The sequence below is a fragment of the Mesorhizobium sp. NZP2234 genome (assembly GCF_013170765.1).
Taxonomy (GTDB): domain Bacteria; phylum Pseudomonadota; class Alphaproteobacteria; order Rhizobiales; family Rhizobiaceae; genus Mesorhizobium; species Mesorhizobium loti_D.
In genome coordinates, this window is record NZ_CP033364.1 from 3,752,908 (window position 1) to 3,779,611 (window position 26,704).

The 26,704-nt window shown below is 61.2% G+C and carries 26 protein-coding genes and 2 tRNA genes; 17 read left to right on the forward strand and 11 right to left on the reverse strand.

What is annotated here, in order from left to right; all coding sequences use genetic code 11:
• The first annotated feature begins 171 nt into the window (after nucleotides 1-171).
• Nucleotides 172-627: a carboxymuconolactone decarboxylase family protein gene (locus EB230_RS18515; protein ID WP_172373512.1), complete on the forward strand. Its 456-nt coding sequence runs from the start codon at nucleotides 172-174 to the stop codon at nucleotides 625-627.
• Between the two features lie 84 nt (nucleotides 628-711).
• On the opposite strand, the gene EB230_RS18520 is transcribed toward EB230_RS18515, so the two are convergent.
• Entirely contained in the window at nucleotides 712-1,143 is a 432-nt protein-coding gene (locus EB230_RS18520; RefSeq protein WP_056572418.1) for a cupin domain-containing protein, read from the reverse strand.
• A 214-nt stretch (nucleotides 1,144-1,357) separates the two neighbouring features.
• Nucleotides 1,358-1,717, reverse strand: a complete 360-nt coding sequence (locus EB230_RS18525; protein WP_056573425.1) for a helix-turn-helix domain-containing protein — start codon at nucleotides 1,715-1,717, stop codon at nucleotides 1,358-1,360.
• Between the two features lie 159 nt (nucleotides 1,718-1,876).
• Between EB230_RS18525 and EB230_RS18530 the strand changes: the two genes are divergently transcribed.
• Both EB230_RS18530 and EB230_RS18535 read left to right on the forward strand, forming a co-directional pair.
• On the forward strand, nucleotides 1,877-2,611 hold the full coding sequence (locus EB230_RS18530; RefSeq protein ID WP_056573422.1) for an SDR family oxidoreductase: 735 nt from the start codon (nucleotides 1,877-1,879) through the stop codon (nucleotides 2,609-2,611).
• Nucleotides 2,612-2,986: 375 nt separating this feature from the next.
• Nucleotides 2,987-3,181 carry a hypothetical protein gene (locus EB230_RS18535; RefSeq protein WP_056572417.1) on the forward strand — a complete coding sequence of 65 codons (195 nt, stop codon included), beginning with the start codon at nucleotides 2,987-2,989 and terminating at the stop codon, nucleotides 3,179-3,181.
• A 134-nt stretch (nucleotides 3,182-3,315) separates the two neighbouring features.
• On the opposite strand, the gene EB230_RS18540 is transcribed toward EB230_RS18535, so the two are convergent.
• Nucleotides 3,316-3,390, reverse strand: a tRNA-Asn gene (locus tag EB230_RS18540).
• A 222-nt stretch (nucleotides 3,391-3,612) separates the two neighbouring features.
• On the opposite strand from EB230_RS18540, the gene EB230_RS18545 reads away from it, so the two are divergent.
• The 5 genes from EB230_RS18545 (at nucleotide 3,613) to EB230_RS18565 (ending at nucleotide 7,835) form a co-directional block, all read left to right on the forward strand.
• Entirely contained in the window at nucleotides 3,613-3,873 is a 261-nt protein-coding gene (locus tag EB230_RS18545; protein ID WP_056572415.1) for a PGPGW domain-containing protein, read from the forward strand.
• A 512-nt stretch (nucleotides 3,874-4,385) separates the two neighbouring features.
• Nucleotides 4,386-4,459, forward strand: a tRNA-Cys gene (locus tag EB230_RS18550).
• A 91-nt stretch (nucleotides 4,460-4,550) separates the two neighbouring features.
• The gene (locus EB230_RS18555) at nucleotides 4,551-5,219 is read left to right on the forward strand and encodes a protein-L-isoaspartate O-methyltransferase (RefSeq protein WP_172373516.1); all 669 of its coding nucleotides are present in this window, start codon (nucleotides 4,551-4,553) and stop codon (nucleotides 5,217-5,219) included.
• A 168-nt stretch (nucleotides 5,220-5,387) separates the two neighbouring features.
• Entirely contained in the window at nucleotides 5,388-6,779 is a 1,392-nt protein-coding gene (locus tag EB230_RS18560; protein WP_171883302.1) for a TolC family outer membrane protein, read from the forward strand.
• Between the two features lie 216 nt (nucleotides 6,780-6,995).
• Nucleotides 6,996-7,835: a PopZ family protein gene (locus EB230_RS18565; RefSeq protein ID WP_056572409.1), complete on the forward strand. Its 840-nt coding sequence runs from the start codon at nucleotides 6,996-6,998 to the stop codon at nucleotides 7,833-7,835.
• Between the two features lie 58 nt (nucleotides 7,836-7,893).
• Here the strand turns inward: EB230_RS18565 and EB230_RS18570 are convergent, their stop codons facing one another.
• A complete protein-coding gene (locus tag EB230_RS18570) occupies nucleotides 7,894-8,526 on the reverse strand; it encodes a VOC family protein (protein ID WP_172373518.1) in 633 nt (210 codons plus the stop codon).
• A gap of 265 nt (nucleotides 8,527-8,791) precedes the next feature.
• Between EB230_RS18570 and EB230_RS18575 the strand changes: the two genes are divergently transcribed.
• The 5 genes from EB230_RS18575 to EB230_RS18595 all read left to right on the forward strand — a co-directional run bounded on the left by EB230_RS18575 (nucleotide 8,792) and on the right by EB230_RS18595 (nucleotide 17,531).
• Nucleotides 8,792-11,575, forward strand: a complete 2,784-nt coding sequence (locus tag EB230_RS18575; RefSeq protein ID WP_056572405.1) for a valine--tRNA ligase — start codon at nucleotides 8,792-8,794, stop codon at nucleotides 11,573-11,575.
• Nucleotides 11,576-11,932: 357 nt separating this feature from the next.
• Nucleotides 11,933-13,075 carry an outer membrane protein transport protein gene (locus tag EB230_RS18580; RefSeq protein WP_056572403.1) on the forward strand — a complete coding sequence of 381 codons (1,143 nt, stop codon included), beginning with the start codon at nucleotides 11,933-11,935 and terminating at the stop codon, nucleotides 13,073-13,075.
• 396 nt (nucleotides 13,076-13,471) lie between these two features.
• A complete protein-coding gene (locus EB230_RS18585; RefSeq protein ID WP_172375115.1) occupies nucleotides 13,472-14,677 on the forward strand; it encodes an OmpP1/FadL family transporter in 1,206 nt (401 codons plus the stop codon).
• 291 nt (nucleotides 14,678-14,968) lie between these two features.
• The gene (ilvD, locus tag EB230_RS18590; protein ID WP_056572399.1) at nucleotides 14,969-16,693 is read left to right on the forward strand and encodes a dihydroxy-acid dehydratase; all 1,725 of its coding nucleotides are present in this window, start codon (nucleotides 14,969-14,971) and stop codon (nucleotides 16,691-16,693) included.
• Entirely contained in the window at nucleotides 16,680-17,531 is an 852-nt protein-coding gene (locus EB230_RS18595) for a tetratricopeptide repeat protein (protein WP_056572397.1), read from the forward strand. The genes ilvD and EB230_RS18595 overlap by 14 nt, the downstream gene beginning before the upstream one ends.
• A gap of 522 nt (nucleotides 17,532-18,053) precedes the next feature.
• Here EB230_RS18595 and EB230_RS18600 read toward each other — a convergent pair.
• Nucleotides 18,054-18,674 carry a ChrR family anti-sigma-E factor gene (locus EB230_RS18600; RefSeq protein WP_056572395.1) on the reverse strand — a complete coding sequence of 207 codons (621 nt, stop codon included), beginning with the start codon at nucleotides 18,672-18,674 and terminating at the stop codon, nucleotides 18,054-18,056.
• Complete coding sequence (locus EB230_RS18605; RefSeq protein WP_056572393.1) at nucleotides 18,671-19,222, reverse strand: sigma-70 family RNA polymerase sigma factor; 552 nt, start codon at nucleotides 19,220-19,222, stop codon at nucleotides 18,671-18,673. Before EB230_RS18605 ends, EB230_RS18600 begins: the two co-directional genes overlap by 4 nt.
• A gap of 212 nt (nucleotides 19,223-19,434) precedes the next feature.
• Between EB230_RS18605 and EB230_RS18610 the strand changes: the two genes are divergently transcribed.
• Nucleotides 19,435-20,268: a hypothetical protein gene (locus EB230_RS18610; RefSeq protein WP_056572391.1), complete on the forward strand. Its 834-nt coding sequence runs from the start codon at nucleotides 19,435-19,437 to the stop codon at nucleotides 20,266-20,268.
• Complete coding sequence (locus EB230_RS18615; RefSeq protein ID WP_056572389.1) at nucleotides 20,268-20,807, forward strand: sigma-70 family RNA polymerase sigma factor; 540 nt, start codon at nucleotides 20,268-20,270, stop codon at nucleotides 20,805-20,807. Before EB230_RS18610 ends, EB230_RS18615 begins: the two co-directional genes overlap by 1 nt.
• A gap of 335 nt (nucleotides 20,808-21,142) precedes the next feature.
• Here the strand turns inward: EB230_RS18615 and EB230_RS18620 are convergent, their stop codons facing one another.
• The 5 genes from EB230_RS18620 to erpA form a co-directional block, all read right to left on the reverse strand.
• On the reverse strand, nucleotides 21,143-21,370 hold the full coding sequence (locus EB230_RS18620; protein ID WP_172373520.1) for a hypothetical protein: 228 nt from the start codon (nucleotides 21,368-21,370) through the stop codon (nucleotides 21,143-21,145).
• Between the two features lie 167 nt (nucleotides 21,371-21,537).
• Complete coding sequence (locus tag EB230_RS18625; protein WP_172373522.1) at nucleotides 21,538-21,855, reverse strand: hypothetical protein; 318 nt, start codon at nucleotides 21,853-21,855, stop codon at nucleotides 21,538-21,540.
• Between the two features lie 89 nt (nucleotides 21,856-21,944).
• Nucleotides 21,945-22,739 carry an exodeoxyribonuclease III gene (xth, locus tag EB230_RS18630; RefSeq protein WP_056572380.1) on the reverse strand — a complete coding sequence of 265 codons (795 nt, stop codon included), beginning with the start codon at nucleotides 22,737-22,739 and terminating at the stop codon, nucleotides 21,945-21,947.
• A gap of 6 nt (nucleotides 22,740-22,745) precedes the next feature.
• On the reverse strand, nucleotides 22,746-23,138 hold the full coding sequence (locus tag EB230_RS18635) for a VOC family protein (RefSeq protein ID WP_172373524.1): 393 nt from the start codon (nucleotides 23,136-23,138) through the stop codon (nucleotides 22,746-22,748).
• 4 nt (nucleotides 23,139-23,142) lie between these two features.
• A complete protein-coding gene (gene erpA, locus EB230_RS18640; protein WP_013531288.1) occupies nucleotides 23,143-23,490 on the reverse strand; it encodes an iron-sulfur cluster insertion protein ErpA in 348 nt (115 codons plus the stop codon).
• A gap of 87 nt (nucleotides 23,491-23,577) precedes the next feature.
• Here erpA and EB230_RS18645 point away from each other — a divergent pair, with 87 nt between their 5' ends.
• The gene (locus EB230_RS18645) at nucleotides 23,578-24,792 is read left to right on the forward strand and encodes a deoxyguanosinetriphosphate triphosphohydrolase (protein ID WP_056572376.1); all 1,215 of its coding nucleotides are present in this window, start codon (nucleotides 23,578-23,580) and stop codon (nucleotides 24,790-24,792) included.
• 62 nt (nucleotides 24,793-24,854) lie between these two features.
• Entirely contained in the window at nucleotides 24,855-26,612 is a 1,758-nt protein-coding gene (argS, locus tag EB230_RS18650) for an arginine--tRNA ligase (protein WP_172373526.1), read from the forward strand.
• Nucleotides 26,613-26,704: the final 92 nt, after the last annotated feature.

Consider the following 26,704-nt stretch of genomic DNA (forward strand, 5'->3'; position numbering starts at 1 on the left):
GCTTGACAGTCTTATAACCGTGTAGTTATGAATTAAACCCATAGCTGAAGGGTTATCGATTGATCGTCAGCGATGCGGCGGCAGCCGAAAATCCCATCGAGTCGAAGCTGGATGCGTGGCATCCGGGCTCGGCAAGACATGCCCGCGAAATGCCTTCAATGGAGAAAGACAATGCAAGCTCGAATCAAGAACCCGGTCATGCTCATCCCGGGCGCCCTGCAAGCGCTGCTGGCCCTGGACAAGTCGACGGAGGCGGCCGACCTGCCTTATGTGACGCGCAAGCTCATTCATCTGCGCGCCAGCCAGATCAACAATTGCGCCGTCTGCGTCGACATGCACGCGCGCGAACTGAAAAAGGCAGGTGAAAAGGACGAGCGCATCTTTGCGCTGGCCGCATGGCGGGAGACGCCGTACTTCAGCGAACCCGAGCGGGCGGCCCTGGCGCTGGCCGAGGCAGGCACAAGGCTCGCCGACCGCCCGGACGCCGTGCCGGACGATGTCTGGGGCGAAGCCGCCAGGCACTATGATGAAAAGGCGCTTGCCGCCCTGGTTGTCCAGATCGCCTTGATCAACGCCTTCAATCGCCTGAACGCGACGACTCGTCAGATGGTCGGAAGCTGGAGCTGAGCGCTCTTTGAAACGCTTGGGCAGGGTGGTGTCCGCGACGGCGGGGGAAAGCGGATTGCTTTTCCGCTTTTCAGGCATGGGCGGCTACTGCCGCAATTCCGTATTCTTGGCGCCTTCCTCGACCTGATCGATCACCAGCAGCTTGACCGGGCCATCGCCGATATTGGTGGCTTGATGCCACTGCCCGATCATTTCGATGATGAAATCGCCTGTCTTGTAGGTGTTGCTGTTGCCGGTCTCGACATTGGTGACCTTCAGCGTTCCGGCCTCGACATAGGCATAGCGCGGGAAGGGGTGCCGGTGCACCGGCAAGGTCGCGCCCGGCGCGATATCATAGGTCGATACCAGCACCTGCACATTCTTTTGCGGCAGCGTGATCGGCTGGCCGGACGCGGTTGTCGTGCGCGATGCAAGCGGTGTCACCACGACAGGCGTGCCGCTGCTGTCGAGTGCGAGAGCACAATTTGCATAAAGTGCGGCTGCGGACAGCAGCGCCGATGCCAGGATCTTCCGCATGATTCCTCCCTGAACCGACGCATCTATCGCGCGGCGGACAACCGCGCGCAAGCGCCGCCAGACGTTGGCGGATATTCCGGATCGGGCCTTTGGAAATGCCGGCGCGCCGGAGCCGACGAAGCAGAGAATTACGAGTCGGCTACCGACGACATCGACCCGCGCTGTTGAAGGCGCGCCGAGCAAAGCGGATGGCCATCGTCTCCGCCAAGAAGGATCACCGTATCTTGCCGTTCAACGCCTCGCGCAGGGCGAAGACGCGCGTGACCTCAGCCATGTTTTCCGTGCCCCAGATGCATAGCGGCACGAGGGCCTCTGCCAGGCTGAGGCCGAGCGGGGTCAGACTGTAATCCACCCGAGGAGGGATCTCCTTGTAGTCGGTCCGCTTCACGAGGCCGTCGGTCTCCAGCTCCTTGAGCTGCTGGATCAGCATCTTGTCGCTCACGTCGCGCACGGCTCGTCGCAACGCGCCATAGCGGATGGGGCCGCCCTGCGCGAGGAAATACAGGATCAGCGGCTTCCACTTGCCCGCGATGACTCTCAGGGTGGCATCGAGGCCGCAGGTGAAGCCTGGCAATGTCGGCGTGCAATTCTGGGCCGACGAGAGAATCTCGATCGGCGACGAGGTTGGGTCTGAGCGATCTAACGACATTCCATAGTACTTACCAAAAGGTGCATACTTGTCAATAGGTGGGTATGTCGCCAAGTCTGTGTAACCTCAATGAAGGAGCACATCATGAGCAGACTACAGGGTAAGACGGCCGTGGTGACGGGCGGCGGAAGCGGCATCGGGTTTGGCGCCGCCAAACGGTTCGTCGATGAAGGCGCATTCGTCTACATCTTCGGGCGGCGGCAGAAGACGCTCGACGCGGCCTTGGAGCAGCTGGGCCCCAATGCGCGGGCGGTGGGCGGGTCCGTAACCGATCAGGCTGACCTCGATCGGTTGTACGAGACGGTGAAGGCGGAGCGGGGCGGCCTCGACATCCTGCTCGCCAACGCCGGGACCGGAGCGTTCGCGCCGCTCGGCGAGATCACGACCGAGCACTACGACCGGATCTTCGATCTGAATGTAAAGGGGCTGGTTTTCACGGTGCAGAAGGCTCTGCCGCTGATGGGCGAGGGGGCGTCGATCATCCTGACAGGTTCCAGCACGGGCGTGATGGGGACCCCGGCGTTCAGCATTTACAGCGCAACGAAGGCGGCTGTCCGCAATCTGGCGCGTAGCTGGGCGCTGGACCTCAAGGGCACGGGCATCCGCGTCAACGTCCTGTCGCCGGGACCGACCACGACGGAGCTGGCACTGGAAGTGCTGGGCGACGAAGGCATAGCCGCTCTGGGGGCCAGCACGGTCCTCGGGCGGATGGGCGATCCGTCGGAAACCGGCGCCGTGGCCGCCTTTCTTGCATCCTCGGACAGCAGTTTCATGACCGGCGGCGAGGTGTTCGTCGACGGAGGCTTGGCGCAAGTCTGAGCTGCCAAGCGGCTGAGCGCGAGGGCTTCGGTGATCGAGATCGAAGCCCTCGATGCGTCCCGTGGGCTTGTCTCGACGGAATGGCGCGCGACGGCATCAACTCACGACACGCCGCGACGGTCGATCCCGCGCGCTGGCGAGGCTGGCGGAGGCCTAACGCCTCACTTGAGGATGAAGTAAAGCGGGACGAGAATCGCGAATGCCGCGACAGCGGCGAGAAACAGGTCTGTGGTCATGAGCCCCCGCTCGAAATTCCATGACCATCTCCCACATTTAATTTGGCTAAAATGCAAGGCGTCACATCGCGCCGATAGGAACGGAAGCGGGAGTTCGAAGTTTACTGATCGCTAATGCAACCTTGTGCGGAGGTGGCAAATGGAAACAGCGGTTGGACCCGACACAGTCGACGTGGCCATGGTGGTCGAGACGATGCTGGGTGAACATGACCTCCAATCCATGGCCGAATTTATCGAATTGCTGCGCCAAAGGACTGGAACGCAACGTTCTGATGCGGATCTGAAAGCTCTGATCTTGAAGAAGGCGGCAGTGCTTGGTGTCGTTGTAGAGTGAGACGCCTGACGTTTCGGGTAACGGTGACTACCCTGAAAACTGGTCGATTCTCTCGCGCCGGCACTGGATTGTTGCCCAAGGCAGAGCTTGGCACTGTTGTGTGCGCTAAAATATCACAAGTGCATGGAAATGATTGGCTCCCCGGGCCGGATTCGAACCAGCGACCAACCGGTTAACAGCCGGTTGCTCTACCACTGAGCTACCGGGGAACGGAGGCTCTTTCAGCAAGTGGCGCAGCCTATAGCAAACCCCTTTCGGCTTTGCAAAGAAGCATTTCGTATTTTTCCGAGACTTTTTCGCGCGGCGGTTTCTCGCAATCGCCGGTGTCAGTCCTCATATTAGCCGTCTTGGCGACGGGCGCGGAACCGATAGGGCGGTCGCGGCTTTCGTAAACTGACATTGTCGAGCCACCAGATGGGCAGCCATTCGCGATGACGGCAGCAGACGAAAACCGGATACCGGCACGAAAGATCTCGATTTTCGGGCGCGAATTCACCATGCCGCAATCGCGGGGCCTCAGAATCACGATCGGCATTCTTTTGACCATCGGCGGCATTCTCGGGTTTCTGCCGATTCTTGGCTTCTGGATGGTTCCGATCGGACTGCTGGTGCTTTCTTATGAATTCGCCATGGTGCGGCGCCATCGCCGTCGCCTCGTCGTCTGGTGGGAGCGGCGGCGGCGTCCGGACTGAACGTCGCCACCAGCCGTGTCCTTGATCGGGTCTTGCAGGCGCGTCATGCCCTTGTTCGAGTTTCGGATTTTCGCGAATCCGCTCGTCGGTCCGCACTTCTTTCCAGGTCCTCGCGGATTTCCCTGAGAATGGTGGCGGCCGAGGCGAGGCGCGCGCGGTCACGCGGTGAAAGCTTGGCGGCGCCGTCTATCGCAAGGCAGTCGATGGCATGCCGCAGCAATGCGTCGCATCCCGATCGCGACAAGCCGTCCCAGGCGTTCATTCCGTCGTTCGGGCTTGCAGACCGCATGGAACAGTCCTCCCGTTTCCCAACGGCGGCCGGGGCGTGGAGTTTCGCGTGATCTGCTGTTATACCTAATGCCATGCTAATATGCGTCGTGGTCATCGCGGCCGCGACGCTCGATATGGGTGTAAGGATTCATTCAGAGGAAACCGCGAGGAATGCATGGAGGCCGCTTGACGCCATTTTCGCCGCAACCTATTGGAACCGGGTGGAACGCCGGGAGCAATGAGGCCTCGTGGCGGAGTGGTTACGCAGAGGACTGCAAATCCTTGCACCCCGGTTCGATTCCGGGCGAGGCCTCCAATGCCCCAGGCTCCCGCGCACAAGCGCCGGGGGCTGAAGTTCCAGTCGAAATGAGCCGCGTTCTTGACGCGGCAAGCGGATTGGTTGGGACATGAGCGCTGATTTCTCCGAGCTTCGCGTCAAGATGGTCGACGGCCAGGTTCGCACCACCGACGTGACCAGCGCCCCGTTGCTGGAAGCCTTGCTTTCCGTACCGCGCGAGCTCTTCGTCGGCGACCAACAGCGCGATCTCGCCTATATCGATGAGGACATCCGCATCGGCGGCGGCGCCGATGGCGCGCGCTATCTCATGGAAGCATCGCCGCTGGCCAAGCTGATGCAACTGGCCGAGATCAACCCGACCGATTCGGTGCTCGATGTCGGCAGCGGCAGCGGCTATGCCTCGGCCATCCTGTCGCGGCTGGCGAGATCCGTCGTTGCGCTCGAAAGCGATTCGGTGTTGGCGCAAACCGCGGCGTCGACCCTTTCCGGCCTGGGCTGCGGCAATGTGACCGTGGTCCAGGGCGCGCTGGCGCAAGGTCATGCGGCCAAGGCCCCCTATGACGTCATCTTCATCGGCGGCAGTGTCGAGAAAGTGCCGGCGCCGCTGCTCGATCAGCTCGCCGATGGCGGCCGACTCGTCGCGGTCGAAGGGCAGGGTAATGCCGGCGTGGCGCGACTTTTTTTCAAGGCTGGGGGGGTTGCAACCGGGAGACGGGCATTTAATGCGGCAATTAAGCCACTACCCGGATTCGAACGTGAGCATGCTTTCGAATTCTGAATGGTTTGGCCTTGCAGCAAAGGCTTTGTCATGGTCGCTTGCATTTGAACAATCGTTGCTGATCCCGGACTGGGGGCACTTTGGGACCGAGCGACAGGGAACATCGAAACACGTCACTCCGGCTACTCTAGCGAGAAGCTGGCGCGGCGCGGTTCCCATGGAAAACGAATGAGGGATATACCCGTGCCGTCTGTATCCAAGATCCTTTTTGCCGCTGTCCTTGTTTCCGCGACCGCGCTGTCTCCACTGACCGCCTCCGCGGAAACCATCACCGGCGCCCTCGCCAAGGCCTATCAGTATAATTCCTCGCTGAATGCGTCCCGTGCCGGCGTGCGCGTCACCGATGAAGGCGTGGCCATCGCCAAGTCCGGCTGGCGCCCAACCATCGCCGGGTCCGCCGACGCCAACTATGTGAACACGCGCGCCAGCGGTGCCAACAGCAAGACGTCGTCGGCCAGCGTCGGCATCACCATCAACCAGACCCTGTTCGACGGCTTTCAGACCAGGAACAATGTGGCGGCCGCGGAATCCCAGGTGAAGGCGTCGGTGGAGAGCCTGCGCAACACCGAAGAGAACACGCTGTTCAGCGCGGCCACGGCCTATATGGATGTGATCCGTGATCGGCAGATCGCCGTGCTGACCGAACAGAACCTGCAGTTCCTGACCGAACAGGCGCGCGCCGCGCGCTCGCGTTTCGAGGTTGGCGAGGGCACGCGCACCGATGTCGCCCAGGCCGACGCGTCGCGCGCCTCGGCGGTGGCCTCGCTCAGTGCCGCCCGTGCGCAGGCGCTGGCGAGCGCTGCAACCTATCACCAGGTGGTCGGCGACGAGCCGGGCAAGCTCAAGCCCGCTTCGCCATTGGGGAAACTGTTGCCGGCGAGCCTCAATTCGGCGATTGCCATTGGTTCGGCCGAACATCCGGCCATCCTCGCCACCCAGCATCTGGTCGACGCGGCCGCGTTTTCGGTGAAGTCGGCGGAAGGCGCGCTGTTGCCGCAGCTTTCCGCATCGGCCGGCATCTCGGATGACTATCTCAACCGCAATCCGAATGTCGGAACGAACGGCAATTCGACGTCGGCCAATATCGGCGCGACGCTGACCATTCCGATCTATTCGGGCGGGCGGACATCGGCGGTGGTGCGGCAGAACAAGGAATCGCTTGGCCAGGCCCGCATCCAGGTCGATGTCAGCCGTGACCAGGTGCGCCAGGCCGTTGCCACCGCATGGTCGCAATACACCGCCGCCCAGCAGAGCGTCTCCGCCAACAAGCAGGTGATCGATGCCGCGCAACTGGCTCTGAATGGCGTCATCGAGGAGCGCAATGTCGGCCAGCGCACCACGCTCGACGTGCTCAACGCGCAGGCCGCCGTCATCACCGCCAAGATCAACCAGGCCAATTCCGAACACGATGTGGTCGTGGCAAGCTATGCCATCCTGTCGGCGATGGGCCGCCTGTCGGTCGACCGGCTTGGCTTGCCGGTGACCAAGTACAAGCCCGAAGAGCACTACAACGCCGTCAAGGACAAGTGGATCGGCGTGCGGACGCCGGATGGCCGATAAGGCCATCGGCTGGAATTCTCGCCTTCCGCCGGGACGGGATTTTTTGAAAACCCCGTCCGGCTTTTTTCGGCTTCACGCTCTAATCTGTTGAAATCCCACGTGTCCCCAGATTGGGGATTCTCGTTCGGCGATCCGTCGGTTACGCTGTCGCCATGATTCGAATCCGGCTTTGCCGGAGTGGAAATCTGCAGGGTCACCAGGGCGGCGGATGTGACGATGGCAACGGCAAGCAGCGCACAGCGCGAACCTTCCATGGAAGAGATACTGGCTTCCATCAGGAGGATCATCGAGGATAGCGATAACGGCCGCAAGCAGCCGGGCGAGACCGATGAGCTGCGGCAGGACCTGGAGCCGTCGCCGGGCGAAGCTCCGGCGGCGGACGTCGATGCGTTTCGCGCCGAACTGCATGCTGCGCCCGAAGTCAGGACGCAGGTCGCGCTCGCGGAAGTCCGGGCACCGTCGCCAGAGCCGGTGATCGCGCGCATGGAATCGCAGACGCGCGCCGATCCCGTTCCGGCCAGGCCTTCGATGACGCTTGCGGAGGTCAGTGCCAGGGTCGCCGCCGAGCCGGCGCCTGCCGCCAGGATCGACGCGCCAGCGGCGCCAGAGGCCAGCGCGACAAGCGATAGCATCGTTGCCGATTGGCGGCGCGAGATCGCCGCGGTTGGAGAGCAGGCGAAGGCGATGCCGGACAGGAGCATCCGCAAGCCCGTTGCCCAGCCCGAGGCCCCGGCGAGCGAATCGGTGGTTGAGGGCGCGTTCGGACAGCCTTCTTCAAGCGACGCTTCGGCCGGCGCCGCTCAGGCATATGCGGCGACAAATGAAGCGCCTTCGGCTCGTCCGGCAATTCTTTCCGAACACACGGGCCGGCAGGTCGCCGCGGCCTTTGGCGAGCTGTCCGATGCCTTTGCCAGCCGCAGCAAGAAAACGTTCGACGAGATGGCCGAGGAGATGCTGCGGCCGATGCTGCAGGACTGGCTGGACAACAATCTGCCGACGCTGGTGGAGCGCCTGGTGCGCGAAGAAATCGAGCGCGTCGCACGCGGCGCGCAGTAATCTCCTCCAACGATCATTTTCGAAACGCCGCCATGAGGCGGCGTTTTTGTCGATGAGGTCAGCCCGCGCTGGACGCGAAGCAGACAAGGTTGCCGTCGGGATCCGTGACGATGAACGTGCGGGCCCCCCAGGGTTCGGTCCGCAATGTCTGATGGAACGGGGCCGTGGCCTTCTGATACTCCAGAAACAGAGCCTTGATGTTGTCGACGACGATCGTCGCCGCCAGCAGGTCATCGGTCGAATTGGCGGCGAGTGGAGGCTTGTCGACATGGCGCAGGTTGAGCCGTGCGCCATCGCGAATGATTTGGGCGTAGAAGGGCGGCTCGCCATATGTGAAGCGCGTCTCGAAGCCAAGCTTTTCCCGATAGAAATTACAGGCCGCTGCGATGTCGCAGACAAAGAGCTGTGGCTCGGCAAAGGCGAGATGCGGTTTTGCGGCGTCTGTTGCTGCATGATCGGTCACGGTTTGAAGGCCTTCCTTCAGCGCCTGCCAGCTCTCGAAACCTGACTTCCTGGCGACGAGTTCCTGGGCATCGGTCAGCTTGAAGTCGTGATCGAGGATTTGGCTGTCGCTGAAATGGCGAAATCGCGGCAAGAGCCATCCAATCACAGCGGCGACGGGGTAATACCGCTCGCGGTGCCATTTGAGATAGAGCTTGGCCTGTTTCTTGTGGTGTTCGAGAGTCGGCATGGGCGCACTGTGGGGTTGAGGTGGCGTAGGCGGGCAATGCCCCCTCCGGCCGGAAGCCGATGCGCCCTACAGCAGCACCGACAAGGTATTGCCGGGACGGCCGCGGGTCAAGGCGCGGTGCCGTGCGGCATGGCTCCCGTTGAAATGAACACCGCCGCGCCTATCTGCTTCTCATGAACCGAAGCGGGCCTTGCGGTTGACTTGGCCAAGACCTTCCGATTTACACCGAACCAGCAAAAATCCCGACAGCGCGGACCGTTTTCCCATGCTTGAAAAGACCTACGACGCAAAGACCGTCGAGCCGAAGATCGCCAAAGTGTGGGAAGAGGCCGACGCGTTTCGCGCCGGCGCCGGCGCCGAGGAGGGGGCCGAGGCCTTCACCATCGTCATCCCGCCGCCCAATGTCACCGGCTCGCTGCATATGGGCCATGCGCTGAACAACACGCTGCAGGACATATTGATCCGCTTCGAGCGCATGCGCGGCAAGAACGTGCTGTGGCAGCCGGGCATGGACCATGCCGGTATCGCCACGCAGATGGTGGTCGAGCGCCAGCTGATGGAAAGGCAGATCCATCGCCGCGACCTGACGCGTGAGGAATTCATCGAGAAGGTTTGGGAGTGGAAGGCCGAATCCGGCGGCGCCATCTTCAATCAGCTGAAGCGGCTCGGCGCCTCGGCCGACTGGTCCCGCGAACGCTTTACCATGGATGAAGGCTTGTCCAAGGCCGTGCTTGAAGTCTTCGTCACCCTCTACAAGGAAGGCCTGATATACAAGGACAAGCGCCTTGTGAACTGGGACCCGAAACTCTTGACCGCGATCTCCGACCTCGAGGTCGAGCAGCAGGAGGTCAACGGCAACCTCTGGCATTTCCGCTACCCGATCGAGGGCGAGACCTTCGACCCGGAAAATCCGAAGACCTTCATCACCGTGGCGACGACACGGCCCGAAACGATGCTGGGCGACACGGCCGTCGCGGTGCACCCGGACGACGAGCGGTACCGGCATCTGGTCGGCAGAAACGTTGTGCTGCCGATCGTCGGCAGAAAAATCCCCGTCGTGGCGGACGAATATTCCGATCCGGAAAAGGGTTCGGGCGCGGTCAAGATCACGCCAGCGCATGATTTCAACGACTTCGAGGTCGGCAAGCGTCACAAATTGCCGGCGATAAACATCCTGACCGTCGAAGCCGCCATCAAATTGAAGGACAATGAGGACTTCCTCGCCGGCCTCCAGGTCACGCCGGAACGCCAGGCTGTCTGGGCCGAGCTTGAAGGGCTCGACCGTTTCGTCGCGCGCAAGAAGATCGTCGAGCTGATGGAAGCCGGCGGCTTCCTCGACAAGGTCGAGCCGCATCGCCATGCCGTGCCGCATGGCGACCGCGGTGGTGTGCCGATCGAACCGTTCCTGACCGAGCAGTGGTATGCCAATGCCGCCGAACTCGCGAAGCCGGCCATTGCCTCTGTGCGCGAGGGCCGCACCAACTTCGTGCCGAAAAACTGGGAAAAAACCTATTTCGACTGGATGGAGAACATTCAGCCCTGGTGCATTTCGCGTCAGCTGTGGTGGGGTCACCAGATACCGGCGTGGTACGGGCCGGACGGACGCGTCTTCGTCGAGAAGTCGGAGGAAGAGGCGCTGAGTGCGGCTATCGAATACTATCTGGCGCTTGAAGGCCCGTGGAAGGCCTGGGTCGAGGACAAGTTGGAGAACTTCAAGCCCGGCGAGATCCTAACCCGCGACGAGGACGTGCTCGATACCTGGTTCTCCTCGGCACTTTGGCCGTTCTCAACTTTGGGCTGGCCGGACCAGACGCCTGAACTGAAGACGTATTACCAGACCGACGTGCTGGTGACCGGCTTCGACATCATCTTCTTCTGGGTTGCCCGCATGATGATGATGGGCCTGCACTTCATGGACGAGGAGCCGTTCCATACCGTCTATGTGCACGCGCTGGTTCGCGACAAGAACGGCGCCAAGATGTCGAAGTCGAAAGGTAACGTCATCGACCCGCTCGACCTCATCGACGAGTACGGCGCCGACGCGCTGCGTTTCACGCTGGCGGTGATGGCGGCACAGGGGCGCGACGTGAAGCTCGATCCGGCACGCATCGCCGGCTATCGCAATTTCGGCACCAAGCTGTGGAACGCAACGCGCTTCGCCGAGATGAACGAAGTCGCCCGCAATGACGATTTCTGGCTGAACGATGCCAAGCTGGCGGTGAACCGCTGGATCCTGACCGAACTGACACGCGCTGCGCGCGAGGTCACGGACGGCATCACCTCATACCGCTTCAACGAAGCGGCCGGGGCGGCCTACCGCTTCGTCTGGAACCTGTTTTGCGACTGGTATCTCGAGCTGCTGAAACCGGTGTTCATGGGCACGGACGAGGCGGCCAAGGCCGAAAGCCGCGCCTGCGTAGCCTTCGTGCTCGACGAGATCTACAAGCTTCTGCATCCGATGATGCCGTTCATGACGGAAGAGCTGTGGGCGCAGACGGCGGGCGAGGGCAAGGAGCGCGAGTCGCTGCTTTGCCACGCCGCCTGGCCGGCGCCGGATTTCGAGGACGCGGATGCCGCCGCCGACATCAACTGGCTGGTCGACCTCGTCTCTGGCATCCGCTCGGTGCGCTCGGAGATGAATGTGCCGCCGGCGGCCATCGCGCCGCTGGTCGTGGTCGGCGCCAACGATCTCACGCGTGAGCGGCTGGTTCGCGAGGACTCGGCGATCAAGCGGCTGGCGCGTGTCGGTGACATCTCGCTCGCCGATGCGGCGCCCAAGGGCGCGGCGCAGATCGTGCTCAACGAGGCGACGATCTGCCTGCCGCTTGGCAGCTTGATCGATCTCGCCGCCGAGGCCACGCGGCTGCAGAAGGAACTGGCCAAGGTCACAGAGGAAATCGCGCGCTTGCACAAGAAGCTGTCCAACGAACGGTTCGTTGCCAGCGCGCCGGCCGAGATTGTCGAGGCCGAGCGCGAAAAGCTCGCCGAATACCGCGATGCGCAGGACAAGCTTTCGGTGGCTTTGACCAGAGTTCGCGACGCCGGTTGAAGGACAGATTCGTGCAGGCCATGAGGGGTGTGCCCAAACGTCAGCTGCCTCGAAAACAGGCATTCCGCTACGTTAATTTTGACGTAAACGGAAACTTTGCGTCCATTGTTGCCATAATGTAACAATGGGGCCATAGCCCCCTTAAAAGTGGCTGTCTTTGAGCCTTTTGGGGCGAATTTTGGTTATTTTCTGTTCGGACAGGCACGCCTCGATCCGTTTTTCGGCCTTACGGTGCTTATCTGCATTTTGTCGAAAGTGCGTTCGCCGAGCATGTACATGTACGCCCGCTAATTCGTTGTTGCGCCGTTAACCTGAATTGGTTCTAGCTTGATGCACTCGAATTCGGGGAGGACATTCATGACCAATCTGCGACTGAAAGCGCTACTGGGGGCGGGGTGCTTTTCACTTGCTTTGATGGGCTCGGCGCACGCTGGCGGCTTTTCGCGCGGCACGGCTGATACCGATATTCTTTTTGAAGACGGCAATTTCAACATGCGCACCAGCGTGACCTATGTCGCGCCCACGCGAAAATATTCGGTGGACCAGCTCAATCCCAATTTGGTGGGCGTGAACTATTCCGACAGCTACGCTGTCCCTTCGGCCGCGGTAAAATTCAAGCTGTCGGACAACCTGTCTTGCGCAGGTACCTACACAGAGTCTTATGGTGGTGGAGCGACATGGCCCTCGCCGAGTGGGACTCTTGCCAAGCTGAGAGAAAATTTCACAATCTACGAAGGTGCTGTCACCTGCGGCATAAAATTCGATTTGAGCAAAGGTCGCATTTGGATACTCGGTGGCGTCTACCATGAGGATGTTGACTACAACCTTCTTGCGGTCGCAGGATTGCTTGATGTCGGTCTGAAAGACAGCAATGTGGGGTGGCGTGCAGGCGTTGCTTACGAGATCCCCGAGATCGCGTTACGCGCCCAGCTGATGTATCGCTCAGGTGTATCCATCGACGCGTCCGGGTCGGCGGTCGCAAGTCCAGCTCTGATTCCATTCCCGGTCCCAGGGCCGGTCACGGTGGACGCGACGGGTGACACGAAGTTCCCGCAGTCGCTGGAGTTCAAGGCTCAGACCGGTGTCGCACCAGGCTGGTTGGTCTATGGCAGTGTGAAGTGGACTGACTGGTCGGTTACCAAGCAGCTCAATCTTCATATCCCGTCCTTGGGCATCGAGAACGGCAACGACTATTTCTGGCGCGATGGCTGGACCGTCACTGGCGGTGTTGGCCACAAGTTCAATGATCAGTTGTCCGGAACTGTGTTTGCTTCCTATGACCGGGGCGTAAGCACGGGTTGGGATTTGACCGGAGACACCTACACGATCGGTACCGGCGTTGCGCTTAAGGACAAGCTCGGTGGGGAGCTTCGATTTGGCGTTGCCGCCATCTATCTCGCATCGGTGTCCGAGACCCAGTACACGCCTTCTTTGCTCAATCGTACCGTTCAGGGCGATTGGGGCTACGCGCTGTCGGGTGGCTACAGCGTCAAGTGGTAAGTCCTTACATTGTCGACCAAAAAAAGGCCGGGCAATGCCCGGCCTTTTTGGTTGGCCAGGTCTTTCCCGTGGACCACGTACTCCGTGGCAATACATTAGCTTGCGCGCAAATGTTGTCGTTGACGTAAACGGAAGTTTCTGCCGCGATGTTGCTATAATGTAACAGCGGGCAGACCGGCCGTCAGGACGCTATTTTTTGCGATGATGTTGGCTGTTTTTTTGGGTTTTTCGAATTGGCGCACGCAGATTGGCTGTTTTTATGACGGTGAGGGCCTTAAGCGGCTCGACGGAGAAGGCACCAAGAAAAACATGTACATGTACACCCTCGAAATCGCTGTTGCACTACCAGCACAAAGCGGTCTTGCTTGGTTGTACTCGAATCCGGGGAGGAGATTCATGTTCGATGTGCGTCTGAAAGCGCTGCTGGGGGCGGGGTGCTTTTCGCTTGCTTTGATAGGCACGGTGATGGACACGGCGCATGCTGGTGGCCTGGAGCGCGGCGGCTACGACATCGACCTGTTGTTCGATCCGGGCCCCTTCGCTTCGGACGTCAGTGGAACCTATGTCATGCCGCAGCGCGATCTCAAGAACGCGACGGACACGTCCGGCGGCGGGCTAACGGGCAAGAGTACCGCCCGTAACGCCGAGGGCTACTGGGTGCCGTATGTCGGCATCAAGGCAACGGTTGGCCATGGCGTTGACTGCATGCTTGACTATTCGCAGCCATGGGGTGCGAGTTCAAACCCCGGTATCTGGAACGGCTCCTATTCCAACATCAACACCCAGATCAAAAGCAACAACTATGCCGGCACGTGCTCCTACAAGATGGATGTCGGCAAGGGGCAGCTTCGCTTCATCGGCGGCGTTTTCTATCAGGAAGTCTACGGCTTCAAGGAGAGCTATGCGAACCCGGCCTTGGGTACCACAATCGGCCGTGTCGACCTGAGCAGCAGCGGCTGGGGCTGGCGCGTTGGCGTCGCCTACGAAATTCCAGATATCGCGCTGCGCGCCAGCCTCGTCTACAATTCGCAGGTGAAACTCGACAACATCGCGGGCACCTTGAATATTGTCGGCGATATATACGGCGCAACGCAGTCGATGCCGGATTCGCTGGAACTGAAATTGCAATCGGGCATCGCGCCCGGCTGGCTCGCATTCGGTTCAATCAAGTGGGTCAACTGGAGCCTGCTGCAAAGCATCCCGATCTGCCCGCAGGGGGTTCCGGCTTCCGTGTGCGTTACGGGTTCGGCGGCGGCTGTGACCTCGCTGGATCTGATGTATCGGGACGGCTGGACGGTCACCGGCGGCATCGGCCACCAATTCAACGAACAGTGGAGCGGCGCGGCCCAGATTTCATGGGACCGCGGGACCTCGCATGGCTATGGCGACCAGACCGATACCTGGACGATAGGTGGCGGCATCGCCTACACCCCCAAGCCCAACATCGAGTTGCGCCTGGCCGGCGCGATCGGCGTGCTGACCAGCGGCCACTCGGGTGTTGTGAACGGTGAGAACGGATTTCAAGCCGGTACGGACGTCAGCTACGACTTCGGGAACGATCTGGTCTCCGCGATTTCGGGCGGCCTCAAGATCAAGTTCTAAGCTTATGAAAATACTGGCAAAAGGCCGGGCATTGCCCGGCCTTCTTCGTTTGGGCGGGCATTGTTGGCGATGCCGCTATCCAAGCTGCGTTGCATATAAGCCGCACTGGGACTGCTTCGTGCAATTGTGACGTTTTGGCAACACTTTCTGAACAACCCCCGCGCTAAAAGTCAGGCCGGGGAAATTGCCTATTTCCCGCCATAAACCCGGCGCACCTCGAACCTGTCTCGGGACACGTGCCAAGAAGGCCCGGTGACGAGGCAGGCCGCACCGCCCGCGGCAAGGATGAGAATGGACGCCAAGGTCATTTCAAAGGCTAAGCTCCCTAGCCGCTATGTGACTGTCGGTCCGGCGCGCGCGCCGCACCGGTCCTATCTCTATGCCATGGGGCTTTCCGCCGCCGAGATCGCACAGCCGCTGGTCGGCGTAGCCTCGTGCTGGAACGAAGCCGCCCCCTGCAACATCTCGCTGATGCGCCAGGCGCAGGTGGTCAAGAAGGGTGTGGCGGCCGCCAACGGCACGCCGCGCGAATTCTGCACCATAACTGTCACCGACGGCATCGCCATGGGCCACCAGGGCATGAAGTCTTCGCTGGTGTCGCGCGAGGTCATCGCCGATTCGGTCGAACTCACCATGCGCGGCCATTGCTATGATGCGCTGGTCGGCCTCGCCGGCTGCGACAAGTCGCTGCCAGGCATGATGATGGCCATGGTGCGGCTCAACGTGCCATCGATCTTCATCTATGGCGGTTCGATCCTGCCCGGCAGCTATCGCGGCCGCCAGATCACCGTGCAGGATGTGTTCGAGGCTGTCGGCCAGCATTCGGTCGGCACGATCGGTGATGCCGAACTGCTCGAGATCGAGCAGGCCGCCTGTCCCTCGGCCGGCTCCTGCGGTGCCCAGTTCACCGCCAACACCATGGCTACCGTTGCCGAGGCGATCGGCCTGGCGCTGCCTTATTCCTGCGGCGCGCCGGCCCCCTACGAGATGCGTGACCGTTTCAATTTCGCCTCCGGCGAAAAGATCATGGAACTGATCGCCAAGAACATCCGGCCGCGCGACATCGTCACGCTGAAGGCACTGGAGAATGCGGCGACCGTGGTTTCGGCCACCGGCGGCTCGACCAACGCAGCGCTGCATCTGCCTGCGATCGCGCATGAGGCGGGCATCAAGTTCGATCTGTTCGACGTGGCGAAAATCTTCGAGAAGACGCCTTATATCGCCGATCTCAAGCCCGGCGGAAAATATGTCGCCAAGGACATGTTCGAGGCCGGCGGCATTCCGCTGTTGATGAAGACGCTGCTCGATCACGGCTATCTTCATGGCGATTGCCTGACGGTCACTGGCCGTACTTTGGCCGAAAATATGGAGCACGTTGCCTGGAATGAACACCAGGATGTGGTCCGCCCGGCCAACAGACCAATTACCCAAACCGGCGGTGTCGTGGGGTTGAAGGGAAACCTTGCCCCCGAAGGCGCGATCGTGAAGGTCGCGGGCATGGCGGAGTTGAAATTCTCCGGCCCGGCGCGCTGCTTCGATTCGGAAGAGGAATGTTTCGAGGCGGTGACGCATCGCAACTACAGGGAAGGCGAGGTTCTCGTCATTCGTTACGAAGGGCCGCGCGGCGGCCCGGGCATGCGTGAGATGCTGTCGACGACGGCGGCGCTCTACGGCCAGGGCATGGGTGGCAAGGTGGCGCTGATCACCGACGGCCGCTTCTCGGGCGCGACGCGCGGCTTCTGCATCGGCCATGTCGGGCCGGAAGCGGCGGTTGGCGGTCCGATCGGTCTTATCCTGGATGGCGACGTGATTTCGATCGATGCCGTGAACGGTACGATCGAGGTGGCGCTGACCGACGCCGAACTGGCGGCGCGGGCAAAGACATGGAAGGCGCGCACGACCGACTACCAGTCGGGCGCGATATGGAAATACGCACAGACGGTCGGGTCTGCCAGGGATGGTGCTGTCACCCATCCGGGCGGTGCGAAAGAAACACACTGTTATGCGGATATCTGAGTTGTTGAAGTCAACACCAGAGTTGTTGAGGTCATCTGTCCTTCCGGCACTGGTCGCTGTTGCGATCTTTGGCGCCGTGGGCCAGGCTTTGGCCTTCGACGACAAGGTGTTCGACGACAAGACCGGCGTGAAGCCGCAGTCCAGTCCCTGGGCGGTGTTCCAGTTCGGCTTCTCCGCCTACAAGAACGGCCACAAGGAACAGGCCGCCGAGGCCTATAAATACGCCGCCGAAAATGGCCAGATCGGCGCCACCTGGAAGCTTGCCCGCATGTATGCCGAGGGCGATGGCGTGGCCCGCGACGACTATGAGGCGTTCAAGTTCTTCTCGGAAATCGTCGACCAGGATGTCGAGCCCGGTTCTCCGGAAGAAAGCTACGTCTCGGACGCGCTGGTGGCGCTCGGCGACTATCTGCGCAAGGGCATTCCCGGCAGTCCGGTCACCGAGAACGAGGTGGCGGCCCAGGAATATTACATGCGCGCCGCCGCCAACTATCGCAACCCGAACGCCCAGTTCGAGATGGGGCAGATGTTCCTGAAAGGCGAGGGCGGCGTGAAGGCCAGCGTCAAGCAGGCCGGGCGCTGGTTCCAGCTCGCCGCCGAGAAGGGCCATGCCGGCGCGCAGGCGACGCTCGGCCATCTCCTGTTCCAGAGCGGCAAGATCGTTCGCGGCCTGGCGATGATGACCGCGGCGCTCGAACGCGCGTCGCCGGCCGACCAGCCCTGGATCCGAGGCATGCAGGAAGAGGCTTTCGCCGCGGCCGGCGAAGCCGACCGGCGCACGGCGATTTCGCTGGCGGATGACATCCTTACCAAGGGCACCACCAACGCCGACCAATAGCGGCTGACCGCGTCTTGGCTCGAGGTAGCGACCTTTCGCGCCCTCCGTTCACGTTGGCGAACTCCCTGACATCACAAATGATTGGAACGCGTGAGGTTCGATCACGTTATGTGACATCGAGTTCTCAATGGTGTCCTCATGGTCATGTTCAGCGATCCGCAACTTCGAGAGGTGGCAGAAGGAAATGGCATGACGACCGATCAGAAGGTGCTGTTTCTGGTGCAATCCGGACACCTGGGTCCTACTCTTCTTCCCGGTAAGCTGTCGAGCACCGTTGCGGCACGCCCACACCCTATTCTCCTGATCCTTGCTTCGATTCTTTCGTCGGTAAGATGGCGATTGCGTTCGATGCGACAAAGGCCGGGTCGCGGCTTTTAAAGCGCGTCGCCCTGAAGCCGATTCAGGCGACGCGCCTTAAAGTCTTTGTTTTGGTTCATGTCGTCGTCCCAGAACCGCTGCACACTTCTGGGCGACATGCATCAGGCCCGCGAACGGTAACGATTGCCGCACTCCCAGCAGCGATCAGAACCTGAGGATTGGCTGTATCAACTGGCCCAAAAAGCTTTGAAGCCTGATGCTTCCTTGAAGCGCGACTATGCAGACGCAGGGCACGTCACTGCAAATGCGTGGCTTGTGGTCGACGGTTTCGTCCGCCTCGTCGAAGTCGCCAGGACCGTAACGGCCGAATTGGTGTTCAAAAGCGCCCTCCAGAACACACGTCCATTCGTCACCGGTATGCTTGTGGTGCGGAAGCGTGATTCCGGGTGCCGCCTTCAGCATGAAGACCTTGATATCGGAATCGCCGGCGACGGAGACGGCGCGTTGCTGCAGACCGGGCCACACCCGGCGCCATGGACCGAGCTTATGACGGTCGAGCAGCTGCTCGGATGCGATCTCCGCGCCCTGGGCGCTCGTACCGATCGATCCCAGCGCCGCCTGGAGCGCGCCGGGCCTCATCGACACTGGCAATGCCTGCTCAAGGAGCGCTCCACCGATCGCTTCATATTGATCGACCGCGTGGCCACAGGCGGCGCACAAGGATCGATGGATCGAGACGACCAGGCTACGCGCTTCATCAAGCGTGCCGGAGGCGAAGGCGGCCAGAGTCTCGTCGCTCGGATGGTGGGTAATGTCGTTCGTCATCTCAGCTCACCAAGCTTCCCTCTCAATCGATGCAGAGCCAGCCTCATCCGCGACTTTACGGTGCCGAGCGGTATCCCAAGCAGTTTGGCGATCTCGGCATGCGCCAGGCCGTCGAAAAACGACAATCGGACAACGCGCAATTGGTCGCTGGGCAGCGTTGCGATCGAGGTCCTGACCAGGTCTTCGCGCTCGGCCGCGAGAAGCTGCCCTTCTGGCTCGTCCGGATCTGCCTCTTCCTGAACGGCTTCGTCTTCCAACCATTTGGCGGCTCGAAGGTCACGACGGCCGAGATCGATGCCTACATTGCGCGCGATGGCATAGACCCAGCTCGATGCCGTAGCGCGTCCGGGGTCGAACTGGCTGGCATTTCGCCAGAGCCTGAGCAGGGTTTCCTGCGCGAGGTCTTCCGCACGGTCGGGGCTTGCGCCGCGTCGGATCATCATGGATTTCACGCGTGGCGCGTAGTGCTCGAATAGGCTCACGAAAGCATCCCGATCCTGGGTTGCCGCAACGCGAGTGATTAACCAGGCTGGATCGAATTCAACCATCGCCTTGCAGTATACGCTCAAACTTGCTCCGGCTGACCAGGCAGCTCTTTGGGTCGTTGGTCTTTTTACGAACTGCGCGCGGGTTCGGATCACATTCCCAGGCAAAATGATTTTTGTTCGTTTGATCGGCAGTGATCCAATTCGGTTCTTGAGCCGTAACCAGAACAAATCAATCGCTTCGCAAGCGACCAGCAGTCAGGAGCCCGCGTGAGATGCCTAAGATCTCGCTGATAATCGGCAGCGCGCCCGACGCGGTCAGGGCCAGGGACTGGGATCGCTCGGCCTTCACCGACATCGTCGCGATAAACAACGCCTGGGCCGTGCGGCCCGATTGGGACTATCTGATCCACCCAGACGATTTTCCCGAGGGACGGTTGCCGGATAGCCCGAGCCCGCGGTTTGCATCGATCATAACATCCGCCGAGTTCGTGCCCGCGCAGAACCTGTTCGGTGGATTCGTCTACGCCGGCGGGACAATGGCATTTACCGCGGGCTACTGGGCGCTGAAGGCGCTGAAGCCCGACATCATAGCCTTTTTAGGCTGCGATATGGTGTATCCCGCGAACGCGCCTACGCACTTCTACGGGGTTGGCACGGCAGATCCGCTGAGGAACGACGTAACTCTGAGGGATCTGAAGGCGAAGTCGGCAAGGCTGTTCGCCCAAGCCCTGCGTCACGGAACGCTGTGCCTCAACCTGTCTGAGCTTCCGGTAACGCGTCTTGCCCTACCGCGCGTGACGCTGCCTTTAATCGAGCGGCTTACCTCCGCCCGCATCAAAGCCATCAGGGCGAAGTTCAGATCGGCGATCGACGATACGTCGATGGAGAACGCCATCAGGCTCGAAAGTGAGCTTGGCTATTTTGTCCAAAATGGGCGGTATTGGGAAAGTATCTCGGACTTCGATGGAGTCTCTCTCTCTAAAATCGACGGTCACTGGAGATCTTCTGTAAGGAACATTCCCAACTCGGCATTTCCAAGCGATTTTTGCGGCGCGCGCGGATCCAAGGTTGTTTCACCTCCGGTCGAGATCGAGCGATTCCCGTGATGAATCGTGATGACATATCAAGGCTGATCCTGCGGACAAGCATGCAAGACCGGGCCGCGTTCGATCTTCTCTATCGGCATACGAGCGGGAAACTATTCGGAATTTGCTTGGGCATACTTGGTCATCGGTGCGAAGCGGAGGAGGCGTTGCAGGAGGTTTACGTCAAGATCTGGTCCAAAGCAGACCGCTTCGTGATTTCGGAACTCAGTCCCATTTCATGGCTTGCGGCAATCGCTCGCAACCATGCGATAGATCGGGTCCGGTCGCGCCGGCCAGCTACCGCCGACCTCGCTGCCGCGGACGATGTCGCCGATCCGACCCCTTTGGCCGAAGCTTTGCTAATCGCAGCCGACGATACGAAGCGCGTGCATCGATGCATCGATGCACTGGGAAGGGAAAAGGCGGAAGCCGTGCGAGGCGCTTACATCGAGGGCCTCTCTTACGCGCAATTGGCCGAGCGTCATGACGTGCCGATAAACACGATGCGGACTTGGCTTCGTCGCGGGCTGATAAATATCAGAGCCAATTTTGGCAAATAAAATGCCGCACGGTTGCGCAAGCGGCTGCGGCTGAATTGTGAAATTAGCGATGGCCGATAATGAATAAGCCTGCGGTCGAACTTTTTGTGGATAGCTATCTATGGTTGAGTGGTTGTCTCGACGCGTGATTTCTCCGGAGTGACAAATGACTGACATGCCTACGCTCGCCGCGACGCTTCGGGCCACCAGCGAAACGTTGAAAACCGTTCGAAACATGGTTGTGCAATCCGGTCATCTTCATGAGATGTTGGACATAGACACGTTGGTCAACGTCGCCCAGGTCGAGGCCGAACGGCGGGCGGTGATCATGGAAGTCACCAGCAGCCGACGCCAGATCAGCCCGCGAGACGATAGGGTTCCGTGAGGCGCGCCTCCGCCGCAATTCTGAGCGCCGTTTCGCCTGTCATGCCGGACTGGAACAAGCGCACCAAATCCGCGGCTAGGTCGAGAGCGGCTTCGGGATCCGGCAAAATCCGGTAACGGTCACACACAGCCTCAAACACGGCGCAAAGACGGTCGATATCCTCGGGATACAGAATTTGGCTGCTGTCTTGTCCAAACATCTCTACGCTCCGGCAAGGGCGAGAGTGCGATGGTCGCTCCCAAGCAGCGGAGCCCATTTAACTGGCCGCTGACTGGCGCACCTTGTACCGATCCGAGGTCTGCGTCTTTAACATAAGACATAACGATGAAAATAGTCGGCGGCGAGGTCGATAGCCTGATGAGAAAATCAGTTCTCGGTCGGTTCGGTCGGCACCATGCTTGGCGCGGGTGTCGAGATCGGCGTGACATGCAGATGCGGCGCCATCTTGTTTTCAGGGCAGCTGTCGCCGACCTTGGTCCATGACGTGTTGTTGAGCACCATGTCGCAGCGCGCCAGATGGCTCTGGTCGCCAACAGTCAGGCAGGCGACCTGACCGACCGGATAGGATTTTCCATTGGCGAGACATTCCGGAGCGGCGAAGGCCGGCGGCATGACGACCGTGGCGAATGCCAGGCCGATCGGACAAGCAACAGATCGAATAGTCATGGGAACCCCGGCCGCCATGATGATTTTCGATCATGAGCCTGATTTGTGGCGACACAACGTCGTCGTGGCGAAACAAAGCCCGGCGATTCGACGGCGGAAGGGGCCGGTCAGGCTGGCTGCAGCGCGAGATCGATCGCCACCGGCACGTGATCGGATGGCTTTTCCCAGGCGCGCACATGCTTTTCGATCGAGGCCGACGAGAATCGGTTGGCGGCTTCCGGCGACAGCAGCAGATGGTCGATGCGGATGCCGTTGTTCTTCTGCCAGGCGCCGGCCTGATAGTCCCAGAAGGTGTAGGTGTCGGGCGCATCGGTCACCGCGCGCACCGCTTCGGTGAAGCCGAGATTGAGAAGTCGCCGGAAGGCCTGCCGCGTCTGCGGTTGGAACAGCGCGTCGCCCAGCCAGTTCTCCGGAAAGCGCGCATCGATCGGCTCGGGAATGACGTTGTAGTCGCCGGCCAGCACCAGTGCCTCTTCGAGCCTCAGCCGTTCCTCGGCCCAGCGTTCCAGCCGGGCCATCCAGGACAGCTTGTAAGGAAACTTCTTGTCGTCATCGATCGGATTGCCATTCGGCAGATAGAGGGAGGCGACGCGCAGCGCGCCCTTGTCGGTCGAGAATACGCCTTCGATGAAGCGCGCCTGTTCGTCGGTGTCGTCGCCCGGCAGGCCGCGGTTCACTTCATCAAAGCGCAGCTTCGACAGGATGGCGACGCCATTAAAACCCTTCTGGCCATGGGTTTCCACATTGTAGCCCAACGCCTCGATCTCGGCGCGCGGGAACTGCTCATCGACCGTCTTGATCTCCTGCAGGCAGACGATGTCGGGCGCGCTTTCGGTCAGCCAGTGGGTGAGGTTGCCGATGCGGGCGCGGACGCCGTTGATGTTCCAGGTGACGATTTTCATGACGGTCTATTCTTCCTGCGGCGGGTGGCGTTGGACCAGGCCGATCGTATTGCCTGCCGGGTCCTTTAGGAAGGCCATCCACTCGCTTTCCCCCGCCGGACCGAACTGGCCCTCCGTGTCGCGATGCACCAGCGTCGGCGGCGCGGTGAAGGGGACTCCCGCGGCTTTCGCCCCGGCGTGGAAGGCTTCGAGGCCCGTTATGTCGAGATAGACGGTGCCGGCCGGTATGCCGTCGGTGAACAGCAGCCGCACGCCGCCTGCCATGATGAAGGCGATACCCGGTGGGTCGAAGCGCGCGTGCACATTCATGCCGAGCACATCGCGCCAGAAGGCGAGCGTCGAATCAAGATCGCGTCCGGCCGACAGCGCGACCTGACGGACCGCGCCGACGGCAGGCATGCCGCTAGATGGAGAAACTGGTGCCGCAGCCGCAGGAGGCGACCGCGTTCGGATTGCGGATCTGGAACGACTGGCCCATCAAATCGTCGACGAAGTCGATTACCGACCCGCCCATATAGACCAGAGACAAATCGTCGATCAGAACCGTGGCGCCATCCTTCTCGATGGCGACGTCATCGTCGTTGCGCGTATCGACCAGATCGAACTTGTATGAAAAGCCGGAGCAACCGCCGCCTTCGACGGAGACGCGCAAAGCCGTTTTGCCGGCTTCGTTGGAGACAATCCTGGCGATCCGCTTGGCGGCAGCCTCGGTCATATCGACTTTCATGGCAGTCTTGGCATCCGCGCCCATGGGCGTCACCTTGCTTTCGGTTTCACATGATAGGTATGAAGCGCAAGCGGCCAAGTCAACTAGACCAGTCAACCTGCGGCATCGACCATGACCAACGAGTTGGGCGACATCGGATTCGGCTACCGGCCGCGCGCGGCCTATGCGACGGATCCGGCGCGCTCGCGCGGCCGGCTGTTCGACGAGGTCGAAAGCCCGACCCGCACGCCATTCCAGCGCGATCGCGACCGCATCATCCATTCGACGGCGTTCCGGCGGCTCAAGCACAAGACCCAGGTCTTCATCGCCCATGAAGGCGACCATTATCGCACAAGGCTGACCCATTCGATCGAGGTGGCCCAGATCGCGCGCGCCCTGGCGCGGGCGTTGCGCGGCGACGAGGATCTGGCCGAAGCCGTGGCGCTGGTGCATGATTTCGGCCACACGCCCTTCGGCCACACCGGCGAGGACGCGCTGAACGACAAGATGGCTGCCTGGGGCGGTTTTGATCACAACGCGCAATCGCTGCGCATCGTGACCCGGCTGGAAGCGCGCTACGCCGAATTCGACGGGCTGAACCTGAGCTGGGAGACATTGGAGGGCCTGGTCAAGCACAATGGCCCGCTGACGGACAGCCGCGGCAAGGGCCTGAAAGGGCCGGTGCCGCAGGCGATCCGCGACTACTCGGAGCTGCAGGATCTCGAACTCGACCACTTCGCCGGCATCGAGGCGCAATGCGCCGCCATCGCCGACGATATCGCCTACAACACACATGACATTGACGACGGCTTGCGGGCAGGGCTGCTGACGCTCGACATGCTGGAGGACGTCTCGCTGCCGGGAGCGATCCTGCGGGGCGTGCGCCAACGCTATCCGGCGCTTGATGGCGTGCGCACCGGCCACGAACTGATGCGGCGGCAGATCACCGCGATGGTCGAGGATGTCATCGTTTCCGCGACCGCCAATCTGGAGCGTATCGCCCCACGCAGCGCCGATGCGGTGAGGGCGGCCGGCGAGACGATGGTGACCTTTTCCACCGAGATGGCCGCGGCCGAGAAGGAACTCAAGGCTTTTCTCTACAAGCACCTCTATCGGCACAAGGAGGTGATGCGGGTGCGCGCCGGCGCCGAGCAGATCGTCAGGGACCTGTTCGATGTCTATTTCGCCGACCCGCGCGCCATGCCCGACGGCTGGCGCGAGGGGCTGGACCGGGCCGAGGATCGCATCAAGGCGCGCAGCGTGGCCGATTTCCTGGCAGGGATGACCGATACCTACGCACTCAAGGAACATCGGCGTTTGTTTGACCGCACCCCGGATTTGAGCTAGGGCGGGCGCGATTTTGCCGGCCAACGAGCCGGATTCGCCATAAAGCCGCCAGAGCAATACCCATGAACATCTTCGCCGATTTCACCGCGCGAGTCACAAAGGCTGTCGAAGCGCTCGATCTGAAAGACAAGGATGGCGTTTCGCCCGACCTGTCGCGCATCGCAGTCGAACCGCCGCGCGACGCCAGCCATGGCGACCTCGCGACCAATGCGGCAATGGTGCTGGCCAAGCCCACCGGCCAGAACCCGCGTGCGCTGGCCGAAAGGCTGGCGCTGGCGCTGCGCGACGACAAGGATGTCGCCGCCGCCGAAGTTGCCGGCCCTGGCTTCGTCAATCTCCGCCTCAAGGACGGCTTCTGGCAGGCCCATCTGGCGGCCCTTCTGGGCGAGGGACGCAATTATGGCCGCTCGACGGTCGGCGCCGGCCGGAAAACCAATGTCGAATATGTCTCGGCCAACCCGACGGGGCCGATGCATGTCGGCCATTGCCGGGGCGCCGTGGTGGGCGACGCGCTCGCCAATCTGATGGCGTTTGCCGGTTACGACGTGACCAAGGAATATGTCATCAACGATGCCGGCTCGCAGATCGATGTGCTCGGACGCTCGGCCTTCCTTCGCTACCGCGAAGCGCTTGGCGAGGATATCGGCGAGATTCCGCCCGGGCTTTATCCCGGCGACTACCTGGTCCCGGTCGGTCATGCGCTGGTCAAGGAGTTCGGCCGTTCGCTGCTGCAGATGCCGGATGACGAAGCACTGGCCGTCGTCAAGGACCGGACCATTGACGCGATGATGGCGATGATCCGCGAGGATCTGGCGCTGCTCAACGTGCATCACGACGTGTTCTTCTCCGAACGCACGCTGCATGCCGACAATGCCAGGAAGATCCGCTCGGCGATCAACGACCTGACGCTGAAGGGCCATATCTACAAGGGCAAGCTTCCGCCGCCCAAGGGAGAGAAGCCGGACGACTGGGAAGACCGCGAGCAGACGCTGTTCCGCTCGACCGCGGTCGGCGACGACATGGACCGGGCTTTGGTCAAGTCCGATGGCGCGTTCACCTATTTCGCCGCCGACGTGGCGTATCTGAAGGACAAGGTCGATCGCGGCTTCGTCGACCTGATCTATGTGCTTGGCGCCGACCATGGCGGTTACGTCAAGCGGCTGGAGGCGCTGGCACGGGCCATCGCGGGCGACGAGGTCAAGCTCACCGTCCTGTTGTGCAATCTGGTCAAGCTGTTTCGTGACGGCGAGCCGGTCCGCATGTCGAAGCGGTCAGGTGATTTTGTCACGCTTCGGGAAGTGGTGGAAGAGGTTGGCCGCGACGCCATCCGCTTCATGATGCTTTACCGCAAAAGCGATGCGCCGCTCGATTTCGACTTCGCCAAGGTGACCGAGCAGTCCAAGGACAATCCGGTGTTTTACGTGCAGTACGCTTCGGCGCGCTGCCATTCGGTGTTCCGGCAGGCAAGCGAGCAATTGGGCGAGGCGAATTTCGACCGCAACAGCCTGGCGGCCGCCGTCGCATCGCTGACCGACGAGGGCGAGATCGGCCTGATCCGCAAACTCGCCGAATATCCACGCCTGATCGAATCCGCCGCTCTTGCGCTGGAGCCGCATAGGCTGGCATTTTACCTCTATGATCTGGCTTCCAGTTTCCACGGACACTGGAACCGGGGCACGGATAATCCGGACTTACGTTTTGTTAAGGTTAACGACCGACAATTGACGCATGCCAGACTAGGGCTGGTGCAGGCTGTTTCGGACGTTCTGACGTCCGGCCTGACGTTGATCGGAGCGGCAGCGCCCACCGAAATGCGTTAGGTTTGACTAAAAAACCTGTCACCTTTTGCCCACATTGCGCTGGTAAGGGCCAACCCTGCGCGACGTCCATGGCGTCCGAATGAGTGCGAGTT